This is a genomic window from Arthrobacter sp. SLBN-112 (assembly GCF_006715225.1).
GTDB lineage: Bacteria > Actinomycetota > Actinomycetes > Actinomycetales > Micrococcaceae > Arthrobacter.
In genome coordinates this window covers 1354213-1371642 of the sequence record NZ_VFMU01000001.1, presented here as the reverse complement: position 1 = coordinate 1371642, position 17430 = coordinate 1354213, and the positions used below count along the sequence as shown (strand labels likewise).

The 17430-nt window shown below is 67.0% G+C and carries 19 protein-coding genes and 1 tRNA gene; 8 read left to right on the top strand and 12 right to left on the bottom strand.

The window, feature by feature from the left end; genetic code table 11:
* Nucleotides 1-45: 45 nt before the first annotated feature.
* Nucleotides 46-1572 carry an arabinosylfuranosidase ArfA gene (gene arfA, locus FBY33_RS06450; RefSeq protein ID WP_142029815.1) on the bottom strand — a complete coding sequence of 509 codons (1527 nt, stop codon included), beginning with the start codon at nt 1570-1572 and terminating at the stop codon, nt 46-48.
* Between the two features lie 456 nt (nt 1573-2028).
* On the opposite strand from arfA, the gene FBY33_RS06445 reads away from it, so the two are divergent.
* Nucleotides 2029-2826 carry an ANTAR domain-containing protein gene (locus FBY33_RS06445; protein WP_142029814.1) on the top strand — a complete coding sequence of 266 codons (798 nt, stop codon included), beginning with the start codon at nt 2029-2031 and terminating at the stop codon, nt 2824-2826.
* A 73-nt stretch (nt 2827-2899) separates the two neighbouring features.
* Complete coding sequence (locus tag FBY33_RS06440; RefSeq protein ID WP_142029813.1) at nt 2900-3412, top strand: hypothetical protein; 513 nt, start codon at nt 2900-2902, stop codon at nt 3410-3412.
* Here FBY33_RS06440 and FBY33_RS06435 read toward each other — a convergent pair.
* From FBY33_RS06435 to FBY33_RS06415, 5 genes are all read right to left on the bottom strand, one after another.
* Nucleotides 3402-4184, bottom strand: coding sequence for an anti-sigma factor (locus tag FBY33_RS06435; RefSeq protein WP_142029812.1), 783 nt, complete (start codon nt 4182-4184; stop codon nt 3402-3404). The two genes, FBY33_RS06440 and FBY33_RS06435, sit on opposite strands and share 11 nt — an antisense overlap.
* The gene (locus FBY33_RS06430; protein WP_142029811.1) at nt 4171-4749 is read right to left on the bottom strand and encodes an RNA polymerase sigma factor; all 579 of its coding nucleotides are present in this window, start codon (nt 4747-4749) and stop codon (nt 4171-4173) included. Before FBY33_RS06430 ends, FBY33_RS06435 begins: the two co-directional genes overlap by 14 nt.
* 81 nt (nt 4750-4830) lie before the next feature.
* Entirely contained in the window at nt 4831-5607 is a 777-nt protein-coding gene (locus FBY33_RS06425; RefSeq protein WP_142029810.1) for a class F sortase, read from the bottom strand.
* Between the two features lie 108 nt (nt 5608-5715).
* A complete protein-coding gene (locus FBY33_RS06420) occupies nt 5716-6552 on the bottom strand; it encodes a DUF4397 domain-containing protein (RefSeq protein ID WP_142029809.1) in 837 nt (278 codons plus the stop codon).
* A gap of 133 nt (nt 6553-6685) precedes the next feature.
* Nucleotides 6686-7705 (bottom strand): LacI family DNA-binding transcriptional regulator, encoded by a 1020-nt coding sequence (locus tag FBY33_RS06415; RefSeq protein ID WP_142029808.1) that lies wholly within the window; start codon nt 7703-7705, stop codon nt 6686-6688.
* A gap of 139 nt (nt 7706-7844) precedes the next feature.
* On the opposite strand from FBY33_RS06415, the gene FBY33_RS06410 reads away from it, so the two are divergent.
* On the top strand, nt 7845-8186 hold the full coding sequence (locus tag FBY33_RS06410) for a YciI family protein (RefSeq protein ID WP_142029807.1): 342 nt from the start codon (nt 7845-7847) through the stop codon (nt 8184-8186).
* A gap of 14 nt (nt 8187-8200) precedes the next feature.
* Nucleotides 8201-8818 (top strand): M23 family metallopeptidase, encoded by a 618-nt coding sequence (locus FBY33_RS06405; RefSeq protein ID WP_327436743.1) that lies wholly within the window; start codon nt 8201-8203, stop codon nt 8816-8818.
* A 70-nt stretch (nt 8819-8888) separates the two neighbouring features.
* Here the strand turns inward: FBY33_RS06405 and FBY33_RS06400 are convergent.
* Nucleotides 8889-8961 (bottom strand) — tRNA-Lys (locus tag FBY33_RS06400).
* 211 nt (nt 8962-9172) lie between these two features.
* Here FBY33_RS06400 and FBY33_RS06395 point away from each other — a divergent pair.
* The 4 genes from FBY33_RS06395 (at nt 9173) to FBY33_RS06380 (ending at nt 12537) form a co-directional block, all read left to right on the top strand.
* Entirely contained in the window at nt 9173-9832 is a 660-nt protein-coding gene (locus tag FBY33_RS06395; RefSeq protein ID WP_018770922.1) for a hypothetical protein, read from the top strand.
* Between the two features lie 416 nt (nt 9833-10248).
* A complete protein-coding gene (locus FBY33_RS06390; protein WP_142029806.1) occupies nt 10249-10866 on the top strand; it encodes a DUF47 domain-containing protein in 618 nt (205 codons plus the stop codon).
* Between the two features lies 1 nt (nt 10867).
* Nucleotides 10868-11878 (top strand): inorganic phosphate transporter, encoded by a 1011-nt coding sequence (locus tag FBY33_RS06385; RefSeq protein WP_142029805.1) that lies wholly within the window; start codon nt 10868-10870, stop codon nt 11876-11878.
* A gap of 251 nt (nt 11879-12129) precedes the next feature.
* Nucleotides 12130-12537 (top strand): hypothetical protein, encoded by a 408-nt coding sequence (locus FBY33_RS06380; RefSeq protein WP_142029804.1) that lies wholly within the window; start codon nt 12130-12132, stop codon nt 12535-12537.
* Between the two features lie 123 nt (nt 12538-12660).
* Here the strand turns inward: FBY33_RS06380 and FBY33_RS06375 are convergent, their stop codons facing one another.
* The 5 genes from FBY33_RS06375 to pstS form a co-directional block, all read right to left on the bottom strand.
* Nucleotides 12661-13155 (bottom strand): hypothetical protein, encoded by a 495-nt coding sequence (locus FBY33_RS06375; protein ID WP_142029803.1) that lies wholly within the window; start codon nt 13153-13155, stop codon nt 12661-12663.
* A gap of 91 nt (nt 13156-13246) precedes the next feature.
* Nucleotides 13247-14026, bottom strand: a complete 780-nt coding sequence (gene pstB, locus FBY33_RS06370; protein WP_018770927.1) for a phosphate ABC transporter ATP-binding protein PstB — start codon at nt 14024-14026, stop codon at nt 13247-13249.
* Nucleotides 14027-14100: 74 nt separating this feature from the next.
* Nucleotides 14101-15213 carry a phosphate ABC transporter permease PstA gene (gene pstA, locus FBY33_RS06365; RefSeq protein WP_142029802.1) on the bottom strand — a complete coding sequence of 371 codons (1113 nt, stop codon included), beginning with the start codon at nt 15211-15213 and terminating at the stop codon, nt 14101-14103.
* Complete coding sequence (gene pstC / locus FBY33_RS06360; protein ID WP_142029801.1) at nt 15214-16146, bottom strand: phosphate ABC transporter permease subunit PstC; 933 nt, start codon at nt 16144-16146, stop codon at nt 15214-15216.
* Nucleotides 16147-16249: 103 nt separating this feature from the next.
* Nucleotides 16250-17371 carry a phosphate ABC transporter substrate-binding protein PstS gene (pstS, locus tag FBY33_RS06355; RefSeq protein ID WP_142029800.1) on the bottom strand — a complete coding sequence of 374 codons (1122 nt, stop codon included), beginning with the start codon at nt 17369-17371 and terminating at the stop codon, nt 16250-16252.
* Between the last annotated feature and the right edge of the window lie 59 nt (nt 17372-17430).

The window sequence follows — 17430 nt, the reverse complement described above, 5'->3', positions numbered from 1 at the left end:
GCCGCCGTCGTCATAAGGATGCCCCCGCCCTGCTGCCCCGGTGCGTCAGCTGTTCACGGCCAGCCGGATCATGGACCAGGAAACGGCGGGGAGTTCGGCGGTAAGCCGGCCGCCGTCCACCTTCACGGAGCCGTTTTCCGTTGGCAGGACCGAGGTGGAATCATCGGCGCTGGCCTTCCAGTACGGGTCCTTGTGGGCATAGGTCAGCGCCTCCACCAGTCGGACATCACCCAGCCCCGCCACGGCCGCATCCAGCGTCAGCGCCTGCTCCGCTGACCGGTTGACGGCGAACACCACGGCCTCGCCCTTGTCCGCGTCATAGGTGGCGACGGCGGACAGTGCGGCAACATCGGTTGTCTTGCCGCCGCTGACCAGCGGGGATTCGACGGCGAGCTGCAGGACGGTGCCGGAAGCGTACCGGGAGGTCAGGGCGAACGGGTGGAAGGTGGTCTGCTTCCAGGCGCGGCCGCCCGGCTCGGTCATGATGGGGGCGATGACGTTCACCAGCTGCGCCAGGCTGGCTGAGTGGACGCGGTCGGTGTTGCGGAGCAGCGTGACCAGCAGGTCTCCCACCACCACGGCATCCGCCACCGTGTAGGTGTCCTCCAGCAGGACGGGGGCCACCGGCCAGTCCTTGCCGGTGGGCACCTTGGATTCGTCGCGGCTCATGTGCCAGACGTTCCACTCGTCGAAGGAGATGTTCACCTGTTTGCTGGACTTCTTCACCGACTTCACATGGTCGATGTGGCTGATGATGTCATGGATGAAGGCATCCATTTTGTGTCCGGCGGCGAGGTGTTCCTGGAGGTCGCCGAAGTCCTCGAAATACTGGTGCGCCGAGATCAGGTCCACCAGCTCGTAGGTTTCTGTCAGGACAACGCGCTCCCACTCACCGAACGTGGGCATGGTGGGGCCGGAGCTGCCGCAGGCCACCAGTTCCAGGTCCGGTTCCACCATGCGCATGGCACGGGCGGTGTCGGCAGCCAGGCGCCCGTATTCCAGGGCGTTTTTGTGCCCGATCTGCCAGGGCCCGTCCATTTCGTTGCCCAGGCACCACATCCTGATGCCGTAGCCGTCCACTGCACCATTTGCGCGGCGCTGCCCGGACAGGGCGGTGCCGCCGTCGATGTTGCAGTACTCGAGGAGGTCCAGCGCCTCCTGGACCCCTCGGGTGCCCAGGTTCACCGCCATCATAGGTTCCACGCCGGCCTTGGCGGACCACTTGGCGAACTCGTCCACGCCCACGCTGTTGGGATCGGTGGAATGCCATGCGAGGTCCAGGCGCACGGGCCGCTGGTCCACCGGGCCTACGCCGTCCTCCCAGCGGTAGCCGGACACGAAGTTCCCGCCCGGGTACCGGACGGTGGATACGCCCAGTTCACGGGTGAGCTCAAGGACGTCCGTACGGAAGCCGTCGCCGTCGGCATCGGGGTGGTCCGGTTCAAAGATGCCGGTGTACACGCACCGGCCAAGGTGCTCAACAAAGGCACCGAAAGTACGACGCCGGACAGGCCCCACGGTGAACGACGGGTCGACGGTGATTTTTGCTGCGGCGGGTTCTGGCTGGGTCACGAAAGCATCCTCGGCTCGGTCTTTACAACGTTATAAAAACATTCTTGAGGGCGCCGCTCCGGGAGTCAAGTGTTTTCATCCCCTGCGGTACAACACCGCCGCTCCCCTGGGTTGCCATGCCAGGCAGCGCTCACCTGCGGCAACAATCCACAGGGGCGGCGCAGGCGGCGGTCCAAGTACTACCTAATCGAAAAAACAGGTACCAGCTACGCATCCACCGGAGGCTGGACGGCAATTAGGTTTTTCACAGAGACAAGACCTGTTCTGCTTCGGCGGTACTTGGCTCACTAGGGGGGTGTGAGACTGGCAATGCATGCACGACAGGTAAACCCAGGCTTCCCGGTCCATAGGACACGGGTATCAAGCGGGGCCGGCGACGAGGAGTCCTTCGAGACCAAGGGCTCTCCCCCAGCCGTCGCCGGCCCTCCCCACCCTGCAGGCGCCCGCAGGCTGCGCGTGCCCCATCCGGAGCCCGCTGGCCGGGAACGGGGTGCGCCCCGGAACCCGGCCCTGGTGCTGGACCTGGTCAACGGTGCGCAAACCCTCTCCGAATCCCTTGACCTGCTGGTGGCTGCTTCAGCCGGGCATGTGGCCGCCACGGCCGGGATCGACGTCGGCTGCGGCCTGGTGCTGCACCAGCCCAAACGGACGCCAGCCACTACGGGTACCACCGTTGAAGTGGAGCGCCTGCTGGACTGGGAACGGGACATGGCCGAGGGCCCGGTTACGGACGTGATGTCCGGCGGTCACCCTGTTGCGGTTCTCCAGCGGAACGGGGACTTCCGGTGGCAGAACTACTCCGCGCAGCTGCAGCTGTCCGGGTTCGGCAGCGCCCTGGCCGTGCGGCTCCGCCTGGACACTGACCTCCCGGCAGACAACCAGGGCAACAGCAAGGAGCCCGGCCAGACCGCCGCGGCGCTGGCCTTCTTCGCCCACGACTCCAAAGCCTTCCCGCTGCAGGCCATTGCCGAGGCACGCACGTTTGCGGCACTGGCAACCAAGAGCCTGCAAATGGCAATCAACCTGCACGCGGCCCGCTCGCTGGCCACCGACCTCCGCTCGGCCCTGGACAGCCGCACGTCCATCAACGTTGCCTGCGGGGTGATCATGGCGCAGAACAGGTGCTCCTACGAGGAAGCCTTCTCCATCCTTGCCAAGGCGTCGAGCCACCGGAACATCAAGGTGCGCAAGGTGGCAGAAGAGCTGCTGGACCGGCTGCCGGAAGGTGCGCCGCGCTCACACTTCGGCCGCTGACGCGGTTCATGGTTCATGCCGGCCCGATTGGGTAGGGAAGAACCAGGACCAGGCAGCGGGAGGGGGCGCACGGATGGCGGGCACACAGACGGATCGCCGGCCTGACCTCATCAGCGCCCCCAGCTGGCTCGCTGGACCGCTCGCCGCCGTCCCGGGACTGGCCGCCCATGTTGCGGGCGGGGGCCAGGCGCCCGCAATCGCCATTGTTGCGGCGCTGGCGGCCCTGCTGAGCCTGGGGGCCGTTGTCCTGGAGCGACTTGTCGTGGGCCGGAACCGGCCGGCGTCCGCGCAGCTTCCCGGCTGGGCAGTCCTGGTGGCAGCCGCTGCCGCACAGCAACTGCTGCACCTGGCCTTCGCCGCCTTCGCCACGGCCAGTGCCGTCCCGTTGCCGGGCCACGGCCATGGCGGGCCGCCCCCTCCGGCCGCGCCGTCGTCGCCCGCCTCCCCGGCCAGCCACTCACTGCACCTGATGCTGTATCTGCATGCCGGCGCGGCACTCGTTACGGCCGCCACTGTGGTCGGGTGGAACAGGCTCAGCCGGTGGGCCCGGGCACTTCGCCGGAAGCAGGATCCCGTCAGGACGTGAGCGTGCCCCTGGCGATGCTCACGCTGGAATGCGCCGGGTTGCCGTCCATGGGCTCGTCTGACACATCCACCACCGGGTACTGGGAGAGGTCCAGGCCCGCGGGCACCTGGAACGTTCCGGATGTGGAGTTCATGACGCCCAGGCTGACCAGCCGGGAAAGGTCCGGGGCGATCAGCCACACCTCCTGGTAGCCCTTGGCTTCATCCTTGTCCAGGTTGATTTCCAGGTTGCGGGACCCATCGCTTGCCGTCACCACCTTGGCCGATCCTGCGGCGGAGTGCTGGGGCAGCGGTGTCAGCTGGGCAGCGGCCAACTGCTGGGGCTGGGGCGGACGGGTCACCGTCAACACCGCGCCCACAACCACCAGGACGGCTGCCGCGGCAGCTGCCACCCAGGTACCGGGGCGCTGCCACCAGGTCCGTCGGCGGAGGGGAACAACGTTCGACGGCGGCACGTGCGCAGGTGCCGGCGCCGCGGCAGGGGCTGCGGGGGTTTCCTTCGCCGCCTCCTTGGCCCTGTGCGGGGACAGCGGGTCCTCCCGCACCGACTCGGACAGACCCAGTTCCCGGTGGATTCCAGCCCATACCTGCGGGCCCGGGACGGTCAAGTGGCTGGTGTCAGGGGTTGTCTTCACCGCATCCACGGTGCGGCGCAGGGCGGCATAGTCCGCGGCGCACTCTGGGCAGGCTGCAAGGTGCCCGCGGCCGGCCGGGTCCTCCCAGCCGTCATAGAGCGCCAGGAGGCTCAACTGTTCCGGATCAAGATGCGGCATGGTCTACCTCCAATCTGCTTCGTAAATGCGACAGGCTCCGGCGGATGTGGCTCTTGACCGTACCAAGGGGAAGGCCCAGCTTGCGTGAAATCTGCTCGTGCGTCAGGTCCTCGTAGAAGGCGAGCTTCATGATGGATCCCTGCGGCTCGCCCAGCCTCTCCAGTTCGCCGTCCAGGAGCAGCCGGTCCGCCAGCATTTCCGCTGCCTCTGTTCCCGTGCCGGCGTCTTCCCCCATGCCGGCTCCGGCCGCGGCGAAGGCCTTGCGTGCTTCCCGGGCCGCCGCCGAATGGGCGTCGGTGATGGCGTTCCGGGTGATACCCACGATCCACGCAGGCAGCCTGGCCACCTGGGGGTTGAACGTGCTCCGCGAACGCCAGGCCCGGATGAAGACCTCCTGGGTCACGTCATCCGCCGCCGCCCTGTCCGGCAGGGAACGCAGGGCCAGGGTGTGCACCAGGGGCGCGAACTCACGGTAGGCCGCGGCGAGCGCGTGCTCATCCCCGGCCAGGAAGGAGTCCGTCAGGGCGTCATCCCACCCGCGGGAAGCGTGCCCGGGAAGCGTCACAGGCAACTCCTTCCCGGCTACGTCGCACGAGCTAGTGGCTGGCCACCGATCGTGCAGGAACGGGCTCATACAGGAACCGGCTCATTCAGGAACTGCGGTGACAATCACATTGTCGCTGTAGTCCATCCGCTCGTCCAGCCACCTGCCGCCGCAGGTGACCAGTTTGAGTTCGTGGGGACCGGACCGGCGGAAGAGTGCGCCACCGTCGAACTTGTCCTTTGCCATCATTTCCACTCCCACCACCCGGTAGGTGAGCGGGGCGGCCCCATCCCGTCCCACCCGGATCAAGGTTCCGGCCGTGAGCGACTTCAGTGCCGAGAACGGCGCCCGGTCGGACTTCGTGTCGATGTGTCCGGCGATGACAGCGGTCCCCTCGGCCGCTCCCGGCGCCGGACCGAATTTGTACCAGGCCGCCCGGTCAAAGGCGTCAGGTATTTCCATCGCTCCCTCCGCGGACACTCCCCCGGCCACCACCGGCATGTCGATGGCCGTGCCCGCCACGGCCAGTGACGTTGGCGCCGGCACCGCCGCGGCGGCCGGCAGAGTGGCAGGCCGGACCGGGATGGCGCTGGTGGACGGGACAGCAGGACCTGGGGAGTCGGCCGGTCCGGTGGGGACCGTTGCGGCTGCCGGATCGCTGGCGGCGGCAACGCCCTGCGCCGATGGGGAGACTGCGGGATCGGCAACAATGGTGGCAGCCGTTGATTGGGACGCCTGCCCGCTTGCGCTGCCGGGATTGCCGGAACCGGCGGAACCGCAGCCGGACAGAAAAACCGCAACGGCCACCATCGCTGCTGCCGCCCCACCTGCCGAACGGCGACGGCGGTACTCCGCTGCCGGCGTCGTGCCTGCCTCCATGCCTGCCGCCTCCCTTCCGTTGCTGCTTGTTATGTGGTGGCCGGCGCAGGGGCCCGACCGTGCCGGCCGGGCCCCTGCGTACGGTCCTTCAACCGGTTTCTGCCCCGGTTACAGCTGCGCCCGCCGGGTGCTGACCGCGCGGGCTACACCTACGGCCCCGGCGAGAAGGGCCAGCGCGGCCAGGCCAAATCCGGCAGTGGCAACGGCAGTGCCCGCTCCACCGGCAGCCGCTGAACCGTCAAGGGCACCTGGCACCGACGCCGGTGCGGAATGGAGGCCCTCGATGGTCTGCACGGCCAGTTTCAGGTTCTGGTCGGCCAAGCTGCCCCAGGCGTAAACGATGGTGTGCGTACCTTCGGCCACCGCCACGTCCGCCGGTCCGATCACCGGGGTGGTGGTGCCTGCGGCGGCCACGGCGGCGGGGACAGTGCCGGGATCGAGGCTGAGTGTCTTTTCGTTAGGATTGGCAAGGTTGGTGACGACGGCGGTGCCGCCTGCCAGGACATCGACGGCGGGGGCTGCGGCCGCGTGCCGGACGGTCAGCTTGCCCTTCCCGGCGGGGATTTGGGACACGTCGTTGGTGAACAGGCTGGCGGTGGGTTTGCCGTCAGCGCCCAGGTGGGCTGCGGCCGTGTAGTTTCCGTTCGCGGCAAGGGTGACGCTGACCGGCCCAATGGCAGGCGCCGAGGCGTCGGCGGCATCGGCTGCCGTAATGGCGATCTCGTAGGTGCCGGCCGGCAGGGCCAGCGGCCCGGCAAGGGCTCCCGGGGCGAAGTCATCCAAGGTGCGGTCACCGTTGACCCACACGTCCACGGTCAGTCCGGGAACACCGTGCAGCACGGACAGCTGGGCGTCCCCGTCTGCTGCGTGGGCCGGACCGGCCAGAGCGATTGCGGCTGCAATGGCTGCTGCACCGGCACCTGCGGTGAAGATTTTGTTGCGCATGTCCATCTCCTTGAACGGCCCGGTTGCCGGGCGTTTTTTGCTGACACTCCTACTACCGGCGCAACCCCGGATTTGGATGCAGAATCATGGAGATTTTTTTCGGGGCCCAGTGCGGCCCGCTCAACCTGCCCGGTTAGGCGGGCGCTGGCGCGGCCGTGCTGGCGCGGAGGATCAGTTCAGGCGGGACCACGGTTGAGCTCACTGCCGCACCGGTCTCGATCTCCTTCAGCATGATGTCCATGCAGCGGCGTCCCAGCTCCTCGAAGTCCTGGCGGACGGTGGTCAGCGGAGGCGTAAAGTACCCCGCCTCCGGCTGGTCGTCGAAGCCCACCACGGAGACGTCGTCGGGCACTTTGACCCCCGCTTCGGTGAAGGCGCGCAGCAGGCCCAGGGCCATCTGGTCATTTCCAACGAAGATGGCCGTGGCCGTGCGTCCTGACGCCAGCTTGCGGCCAATGGCGTAGCCGCTGCCCGCGCTCCAGTCCCCTTCCACCAGCAGGGACTCGTCCAGCCCGGCTTCGCGGAGGGCGGCACGCCACCCCTCCGCGCGTTCGGCGCCGTCCGTCCAGTCAGGCGGGCCTGCGATGTGCCCGATGCGGCGGTGCCCCTCCTTGATGAGGTGTTCGACGGCGAGCCTGGCGCCCGCACGCTGGTCCACCATCGCGCCGCTGACGGAAGCGCTGCCGGCCGAGCCCACCGCCACCACGGGCACCGGAAGATTCATCTGCTCCAGCACGGCAAGGGTGTCGGAGTGCGGGACCAGAACGGCGATCCCGTCCACGGCCTGGTCCATGAAGTGGCCCACTGCGTTGGAGATGGCATCCCGGTTGACTTCCCGCAGGGCCGCGATGCTGACGAAGTAGCCGGCGTTGCGGGCTGCGTGTTCAACCCCCAGCAGGGTGTTCGCCGGCCCGTACTGGGAAAGCTCGCTTGCCAGCACCCCAATGGTCTGCGAGCGCCGCGTCACCAGGCTACGGGCTGCGCTGTTGCGCCGGTATCCCAGCTCGGCAATGGCCGCCTCCACCTTTTCCCGCGTCGCCTTGCTGACATTGGGGTTGTTGTTCACCACGCGGGAGACGGTCTGGTGGGAGACACCTGCCACCTTGGCCACGTCTTCCAGGCGCGGCATCCGGCCCTTGCTGGTTTTTGCCATGAGCCTATTGTGCCTGTTGCAGCCGCTGCGGCCCCTGCCTGCAGGCTCATTGTGGCAAGTGCTGCCGCGTCCTTGCGCGGCAGCGGACCGGTGGGCAGGATGAAGCTGATACCGCGTTTGCACAGAAGGAGCCGGCGGAATGACCAAGTACCTGATCTCGTTTCCCAGCGGCGCCATGGACATCCCCGACGGCGGCCTGCAGGAAGTGGCGGACGTGGCGCACGCAGTTGTCCAGGAGGCGAAGGAGGCCGGCGTCTGGGTTTTCGGCGGCGGCATTGATGAGAGCGTTCCACCCGTGATGGTCGACGGCGAGGGTACGGTCAGCGAAGGTACCTACCCCCAGACGGCGCAGCTCGAAGGCGGCTACACGGTGCTGGAGCTGCCCACCTACGAAGCCGCGCTGCACTGGGCCGCGAAGATCGCTGCAGCCTGCCGCTGCGCGCAGGAAGTGCGGGCTTTCCAATACGATCCCGCCAGCTGACCCGGCAAAGCCCGGTGAACCTGGAAAGCGCGGTGTACCTGGAATATCCGTTCACCGGCCCCTGGCTGGTGCAGAATTCGCCGTCGAACCGCGTACCCAGCCACGGCACACAGCTCTTCGCCACGGGCCACGCCATCGATTTCACCCCGGTGGACCGGAACGGGCGGTCTGCACCGATCACCTTTGCTGCGCTGTTCCGGCCCGCGCCGCCGGAGCGGTTCGTGGGGTTCGGCAGGGCCGTGACGGCTCCCGTCTCCGGGGTTGTGCAGGCGGCCCATGACGGGGAGCCTGACCACGCCGCCTTCCGCGGCTTTCCGTCAATCGGCTACGCAGCGACGCAGGCCAAACGGCTGCGGGAGGGGTGGCCGGGGCTTGCAGGCAACCACGTGATTATTGAGGGCAGCGAAGGGTTCATTGCCCTGTGCCATTTGCAGTGCGGGAGCGTGTGCGTCCGGCCGGGCCAGTCGGTTGAATGTGGGGATCCGGTGGGCCGGTGCGGCAATTCCGGCAACAGCACGGAGCCGCATCTGCATGTGCAGGCGATGGATTCAGCGGATCCGGTACGGGCTTCCGCCGTTCCCATCACCTTCCCTGGCGGCCTGCCGCGCAACGGAAGAATTGTGCACGCCTGAATAAGGAAGCAGGGTCTTAAATGGAAGGGGCCCGCCGGCATTCGCGGCGGACCCTCACGGTTCCTATGGGTGGGCCCTGTGGGGCTCGAACCCACGACCCACGGATTAAAAGTCCGATGCTCTACCAACTGAGCTAAAGGCCCCTGCCGGCCAGTCAAACACGCTGTGTCTTCCCGTCCGGCCCAATCCATTTCTGGACGTTAATACTCTAACCCATGGTTCCGGCCTCTTCGCACAAGGCCAATGGGCCGCCGTCGTGCGCTTACAACCCCTGTTAAGCGCGCCTTTCCCGCACGTGCAACGGGCGCTGCAGATGCTCGATTTCCGCGTCCGCACAGGAGTAGCGTGGGGGGCATGAGCGAGCAAGCAGGAACCAGCCCATACGGCGGCAGCAACCGGCACCATAAGCCCAAGCCCTTCGCCCCGATGGATTTCGAGCCCTTCGCCGGCGGGGCAGATCCCGCCCGCGTCTCGGAGGCCGCCCACCTTGCCGCGCAGGCCCTGGTCCGGCATGGCCGTGACAGCGATGATCCTGTCGTCACCGAACGCCTGGTGAAGCTCGCCGACGAGCAGGGCCTTGAAGCCATCGCGGAGATGTGGGCCGAGAGCCCTGCCCGCTCCCTTCCCGGCGCCCTGTGGCGGCTCTACGCGCTCCGCGCTGCCACGGTCCAGGATCCGGAACGCATCTCCGTGTACTTCCGGGCGGGCAGGGACACCGCCCAGGTTTCCAACGTGGTGGCCGGCGCTGCTGAACCGCCGGGCGCAGAAGAAATGCGCACCATGGCCGATGCCATCCTTTCCGGGGCGTTCGACGGCGATTTCGACGTCGCGCTGGAACGGTCCGCCGCCTTCTGCCGGGTGGTGGCGCTCGGCCAGGCCACGCTTGCCGACGGCGCAGAGCACGCCAACGAGGCCCACGCCAGCAAGCTGACCCGCAATTCCCATCAGTTGGTCAAGACGGCCGAGGACCTGGAGCACGCCGCCAACGCGTGGCGCCTGGGCGAGCTGGACTGAGCTTGCCGTGCTTGAATTTTTTCTTGGCCCGGGCTGCTTGCCGGGCCCGCCTGCTTGCTTTGCCGGACCGGCCTGCTTGCTGAGCTGGGCTTCCTTGCCGTAGCGCCTGCGGCCTTGGCGGACCGCCTTTTCCGCGACGAATAAGGCCCCGCTGTCAAGATTGACTTGGGCCGAATGAAGTAGAAGACTGAAACCGGTGCCGAGCCGCGAAACCCCCGGGCTTCAACAATTAGCCGCCTAGAGCGGCCTACCGCCGAGAGGCGTATCCGGTTCGGCACCATTTTTATGCCCTCTTCCAAGCGGACAATTCAGATCCTGCTGTTACGGGCCGGTAGAGTAGGCGACAGTTGCCCGCCGGGGTCAAGTCACACGGCAGCAACCCCCGCCCTGTTAAGTCCCCGGAGACCGGTAAACACGTGAAGCTGCGCCTTTTTCCCCAGGAGCCCGCAGGGCTGAACCTGCTCTCGCAGATGGCACAACAGATCGTGCTGGCCACCGCCACCCTGGCCGAGATCCTCGGCGTACCCGCAGACGAACACGGCAAACTCGTGGAGGACATGCACAACCTCGAGGCCAAGTCTGCCGAACTGCATTTCGCGCTGCTGACCCACATGCGCACCAGCTTCGTGAACCCGCTCCCCCGCGAGGACATGTACGCCCTCTCGCGGTACCTCAACGAGGCCATGGAGAAGATGGACGCCGCCGCGGAACTCGTGGCCCTTTACAAGCTGGACCGCCTGCCCAAGCGCGCAGCGGACCAGCTGGAGATCATCAGCCGGCAGGCCGAACTGACGGTGGACGCCATGCGCAGGCTGAACAACCTGGATGACCTCGAGGACTACTGGATCGAGATCCTGCGCCTGGCTCAGCGCGCGGAGCGGACCCACCGGGTGTGGGTGGCGGACATGATCGCGGACATGAAATGGGCGCAGTACTCCCGGAACCGGGACATCGCCAACCAGCTGGTGGAGGTCACCAAGGACATGCGTCGGGTGGCCACCCAGGTAGGCAGCATCATCGTCAAGGAATCCTGAGGTGGCGGCAGTCATCTTCGCGGCGGTGGTCCTCCTGGCCGCGGCGTTTGCCTTCCTCAACGGCTTCCGCGACGCCTCCAACTCGGTTGCCCTTGCCGTCCGGAACCGGGCCCTCACCCCCAGCGTGGGCGTTCTCCTTGCCGCGTTCTTCAACTTTGTGGGTGCCCTCGTCAGCGCCCTGCTGGCCGTCGCCGCCAGCCAGACCTGGATCCACCTTCCGGCCGGACCCGGTGGTCTCGCCATCCTGGCGGCCGGGCTGGCGAGCGCCTGCGCCTGGGGCCTTCTGATGTGGCGCCGGGGCATCCCCGCGTCCTCCACCCACGCCCTTGTGGGCGGTCTTGCGGGCGCCGGCCTTGCCAGCCTGGCGATTGGTGGGCCGGGGGTAGCCGGAGTGGACCAGTCGCTGCTGTTCCAGGTGGTGCTGCCCCTGGTGCTGTCCCCGCTCGTGGCCTACAGCGGCTCCTTCCTGTTGGTCTATCCGGCCACGTGGGTGGCCCGTTACACGCAGCCCAATGTCGTGAACCAGCGCTTCCGCCGAGGCCAGGCCGTCGCGGCCGGAGCCGTTGCCTTCGGCCACGGCCTGCAGGACGGGCAGCGCGTCAGCGCAGTGCTGCTGCTGGCCCTCCTGGCTGCAGGCTATTCCGACGGCGGGATCCCCCTTTGGGTGGCAGGGCTCTCCGCAGTGATGATGACGGCCGGGACACTCTTCGGAGGATGGCGGATCTCGCACACCATCGGCTACAAAATCACCAGGATCGACCCCCTGCGCGGATCGGTGGCCCAGACCTTCAGCGCACTGATGCTCTTTGTGGGCGCCATCGGGCTCCACTGGCCGCTCTCCACCACCCACACCGTTACCGCCGGCGCCCTGGGCGCAGGGGAAAACCAGCACTTTTCGGTGACGAACCGGAAACTGGTCATCCGGATCCTGTGGCTCTGGGCCCTGACTCCCCTGGCGACCTGCGGCCTGGCCTTCGTGCTCGCGCTGGCCCTCTCCCCCATCGCCGCCTAGCCCACACCCGTTCAGCCCGGCGTCTTCACCCCTATCGCGTTGCCCCACCCGCCTTGGCCTCCCCTGTGGAGCCCGCGAAGGGGAGGGCGTAACTCCCCTGTACAGGGACAGGGACGTGACGTAGATTCGAAAAAAGCGCCCCCGGACAACGCTGCCGGGGACCGGCGTCCGGGCCGCGTGCAGGGCCGCGGATGAGCGCCGCTGCAGCCACACGGCGGCTTGGATGCACAACGCGGAAAAGAGCAGGCGTCATGTCTTCCTCGTATTCCCGGCGCCCCCTGCCACAGCCACGGCAACTTCAGTGCGAGGCCTGCGGAACCGGGCACCAGCTGACCATTCACGCCATCACGGCGATCGGCGCCGCCGGTGGGGACCTCGTCACGGTTTCCTACACCTGCAATGACTGCAACCTGTTCCAGGAACACAGCGCCTTCGCCGCCGACGTCGCAGCCGCCCTGAACCAGGTCCGCTGGATGGCCAAGGTCATTCTCTTCGGGGACGAGTACATCCACTGCGGCTACCCCATGGAGGAAGCGGAGCACGAGGTTGAGCGGTTCTGCTACCGCAGCAGCACCACGGGCAGTGGCCTCAACGCGGTGTCGCTGCCCACCCGGGTCCTGCGCTGCCACTGCGGGTTCCAGCTGGAAGTCCCGGAGTAGCCAAGCCAGGCCCTACTCTGTGCGTCCCTGCGCAGCAACGGGCCACCTCGGTGCGCAGGGACAGTCCCGGCGCGGTGAGCTCAGTTGTCAGCACGGTCTCCGGCCCGTAAGGCGGGGGCCAGGTCAGAGCTGGATGGCTGCCGGGCCGTCGGTTGCTGGCATCAGGACGGCTGTGAGCTCGTCCGCCGTCAGGTTCGCCGCCGTGCACAGCTCGTGCTGCGACACCCCGGCTGCGCAGGCCCGCCGGACCGCCTGGCGCAGGGACTCCAGGGCATTGTCCAGTTCCCACTGCATGCTTTCGAGGTGGGAACTGGTGCTCCAGACCTCCGACAGGACATCGCCCTCTTCCTCACCGACGGCAGCTGCAGCCAGCCCGAGGCTTTGCTCAAGCTCCGGGACAAGGGGAAGGGCGCTGAGGGGAACGGCAGTCGGAGGGACGGCGGCCAAGGGTCCGGGCAGGGCTCCAGCCAGGCCTGCAGCAGCGGCAAAACCCTGCGCCTGCGCTTCGGCATCCCCCGCAATCGGATCCTTCACCGCCGCGCGCTGCGCGGGTGCATCCTCCGCAAGCACGGAAACCGTAAGCTGGGGGCCCAGGGGGCTGCTGGCCGTCTGCGTCATGGCAAAACTCCTTGTGCTGGCCTACTACTAGTTTCCTAAGTATCTAGTTCAGCGTACTAAACCGCTCAGTAGATAGCCAACGGGGCAAGGCCTATCCGAAACGGCCGGAGACGTAGTCCTCTGTGGCCTTCTGGACCGGGTTGCTGAAGATGGTGTGGGTGTCCCCGTATTCGATCAGCTTGCCCGGCTTGCCCGTGCCAGCGATGTTGAAGAATGCCGTCCTGTCGGAGACCCGGGCGGCCTGCTGCATATTGTGGGTCACGATCACCACGGTGTACTGGTCCTTGAGTTCATTGATGAGGTCCTCGATGGCCAGGGTGGAGATGGGGTCCAGGGCGGAGCAGGGCTCATCCATGAGGATCACCTGGGGCTCCACGGCGATGGCGCGGGCAATGCAGAGCCGCTGCTGCTGGCCGCCGGAAAGGCCGGAACCTGGCTTCTCCAGCCGGTCCTTGACCTCGTTCCATAGGTTGGCGCCCTTGAGCGAGCGCTCCACCAGCACGTCTGCCTCGCCCTTGGAGATCTTCTTGTTGTTCAGCTTGACGCCGGCCAGCACGTTGTCCCGGATGGACATGGTGGGGAACGGGTTGGGGCGCTGGAAGACCATGCCGATCTGCGAGCGTACGGTCACGGGGTCCACGCCGGGGCCGTAGAGGTTGTCGCCGTCCAGCAGGACCTCACCCTCAACGCGGGCGCCGGGGATGACCTCGTGCATGCGGTTCAGGGTGCGGAGGAAGGTGGATTTTCCGCAGCCTGACGGCCCGATGAACGCCGTAACGGACTTGGCCTCGATGTTGATGCTGACGTCCTCCACGGCAAGGAAATCGCCGTAGTACACGTTCAGGTCCTTGACGTCGATGCGCTTAGACATGGTGTTCCTTCACTTGCTGAATATGGATTGAAGTCTAGGTCCGCCACAGAGGACGGGAGGAGGAGCCGGCCTGGTTACCGGCCGGTTTTGGGGGCGAAGATCCTGGCGATCAGGCGGGCCGCCAGGTTCAGGACCATCACCAGGATGATCAGCACCAGCGCCGCGCCCCAGGCCCGCTGCGAGGAGGGGTCCGGATTGGAGGGCGAGGTGGGGTTGAGGATCTGGGTGTAGATGAACGTGGGCAGCGAAGCCATCCAGCCGCCGAACACGTTCGAGTTGATGCTGGTGGCAAAGCCGGCGGTGACCAGGATGGGCGCCGTCTCGCCGATGACCCGGGCGATCGCCAGGGTGACGCCGGATGCGATGCCTGAAATCGCCGTCGGAATGACCACCTTGAGGATGGTCCGCCACTTGCGCACGCCCAGGGCGTAGGCGGCCTCACGGAGTTCATTGGGGACGATCTTGAGCATTTCCTCGCTGGAGCGGACCACCACAGGGATCATCAACACAGAAAGCGCGACGGCGGCCACCGCACCGGTCTTGGTGCCCGGGCCCACCACCGCAAAGAAGAACGCGGCGGCGAACAGCCCGGCCACGATGGAGGGGATTCCGGTCATGACATCCACGAAGAACGTGATGGCCTTGGCCAGGCGGCCGTCGTTGCCATACTCCACCAGGTAGATGGCCGTGAGCAGCCCCACGGGAACGGAGATCACGGTGGCCAGCAGCGTGACCTGCACGGTGCCAAGGAGGGCGTGGTAGATGCCGCCCACCACCGGGCCACCGCTTTCCACAGCCTTGTTGTCGAACGCGCCCGTGACGCCGTTCATGGAGGTGGTGAGGAAGCCGGGGTCCATGAGCCCGGGGATGCCATTGACCAGCACGGTCCAGATCACCGAAACCAGCGGCAGCAGCGCCACCAGGAATGAGCCCACCACCAGGCAGGTTGCCAGTTTGTCCTTGGCCTTGCGCGAGCCTTCCACGACGGCGCTCCAGGACACCAGCCCCACGGTGAACAGGATCGCGGAGGCCACGCCCCAGCCGAACGGGTTGAAACCCACCAGGGCAAGGATGGCGGCGCCGGCGATCAGGGCTGCGGCCAGCACGGCATAGGGCGCGTACTTGGGCAACTGGCCCTTGGTAAGCGCCGACCGCTTGCTGCGGACGGGGGTAAGGGTGGAGGTCATTTAGTTGGCTCCCGAGAATTCTTTGTGCCGGGTGATGACCCAGCGGGCGATCATATTCACGGCCAGGGTGATGACGAACAGCACCAGGCCGGCGGCGATCAGCGTGCTGACCTTGATGCCGCTGGCTTCGGGGAAGTTCAGGGCAATTTCGGCAGCGATGGTCTGGTTGCCGGACTGGATCAGGCTGGCGGTGAGGGCGCCGGAGGAAAGCACCAGGGCAACGGCCATGGTTTCGCCCAGCGCGCGGCCCAGGCCCAGCATGACGGCGCTGATGATGCCCGGACGGGCGAAGGGCAGCACCGCCATCTTGATCATTTCCCAGCGGGTGGCACCCAGCGCCAGTGCCGCTTCTTCATGCAGCTTGGGGGTCTGCAGGAAGATCTCGCGCGACAGCGAGGTGATGATCGGCAGGACCATGACCGCCAGGACGATGCCCGCGGTGAGGATGGTCTTGCCGGTGGTGGAGGCGGGGCCCTGGAAGATGGGAAGCCAGCCCATGTTGGCCGCCAGCCAACCGTACGCCGGCGAGATCTCCTTGGCCAGGAACGCGGCACCCCAGGCGCCGTAGACCACGGAGGGGATGGCGGCGAGCAGGTCCACGACGTACCCGAGCCCGGAGGCCAGGCCGCGCGGCGCGAAGTGCGAGATGAACAGCGCCACGCCGATGGCGATGGGGGTTGCGATCACCAGCGCAATGATGGCGGCGATCAGCGTGCCGATCACGATGGGCCAGATGTAGGCGAAGAAGCCCTGCCCTCCCTGGATCTTATCGGCGGGAGCGGTCAGCGCGGGAATTGCTTGGACCACCAGGAAGAGTGCGACGCCGAAGAGGACGGCGAGGATCAGGCACCCGGCTGCCAGCGTGGCGCCGGAAAAGACCTTATCCCCGGCGCGCCCGGCGCCCTGGGTACTGGTCAGGGAGGTGGCGGTCATTCGACGGCCCTTCGATTCGTTGCTGGATTGGGGAAGCGGGGTGCAAAGCCAAGTTCCCCGCGCTGCCTTCCGGCAGGCGGGGAACCCGGTTTTACGGCACTGGCTAGGACTTGACCTTGATCGAGTCGATGGCCTTGGCAGCCTTGGCGGCCAGATCCGAGGACAGCGGAGCGGACTTGGCAGAATCTGCTGCAGCCTTCTGGCCTTCAGCGGAAACTACGTAGTGCTCGAAGGCCTTGACCAGGTCGACGGTCTCCTGCTTGTCGTAGGTGGTGCACAGGATGTGGAAGGACACCAGGACGATCGGGTAGGCGCCTGCGATGGTGGTCTTGCGGTCCAGCTTGATGGACTGGTCGTTGGCGGCGCGGCCTTCAACGGGCTTGCCGGCGTCCACTGCCTTGGCGGCAGCATCGGCGGAGATCTTGGTGAAGGAATCGCCCACCTTGATCTGGGCCACGCCCAGCTTGCCGCTCACGGCGGAGTCGTCGGCGTAGGTCACGGCACCGGGGGTGTCCGTCACGGTCTTGACCACGCCTGAGGTTCCCTTGGCGTTTTCACCCTGGAGGCCGGCGGGCCAGACACCGGCGGCCTTGTCGGTCCAGACGTCGGAGGCCGCGGCGGCCAGGTAGTCGGTGAAGTTCTGGGTGGTGCCCGAGTCGTCGGACCGGTTCACCGGGGTGACCTTGAGGTCGGGCAGGGAGACGCCGGGGTTCAGGGCTGAGATGGCGGGATCGTTCCACTTGGCGATCTGGCCGCGGAAGATCTTGGCCACGGTGGTGGCGTCCAGCTTCAGGTCGGTGATGCCGGGGACGTTGAAGGCAACGGCGATCGGGGAGATGTACACCGGGACGTTGATGGCGCCGTCGGGGCCGCATACGGACTTGGAGGAGGCGTATTCGTCATCCTTCAGGTAGGCGTCCGAGCCGGCAAACTGGGCCGAGCCGTCCAGGATAGCCTTGCGGCCTGCACCGGAGCCGTCCGGGGAATACTGCACAGTGGCGCCGGAGTTGGCGGAAGCGAAGTTGGTCTTCCATGCGTCCATGGCGGCGCCCTGGGCGGAGGACCCGATACCGGTCAGGGTACCGGTGACCTTGGTGCCGCCGGCGGACTGGCTGCCGGCAGGCGCGGTGCCCGTGGCGTTGTCTGAACCGCAGGCGCTGAGCGCGAGTGCGCCGGCTGCGATGACAGCGATAGCCGCGTGGCGGCCGAAGCGGAGTGCCTTCACTAGATGTACCCCTTCCAGGGTTATTCAGGTGCGGTACAGGGCCGGAGAACCCTGCTGCG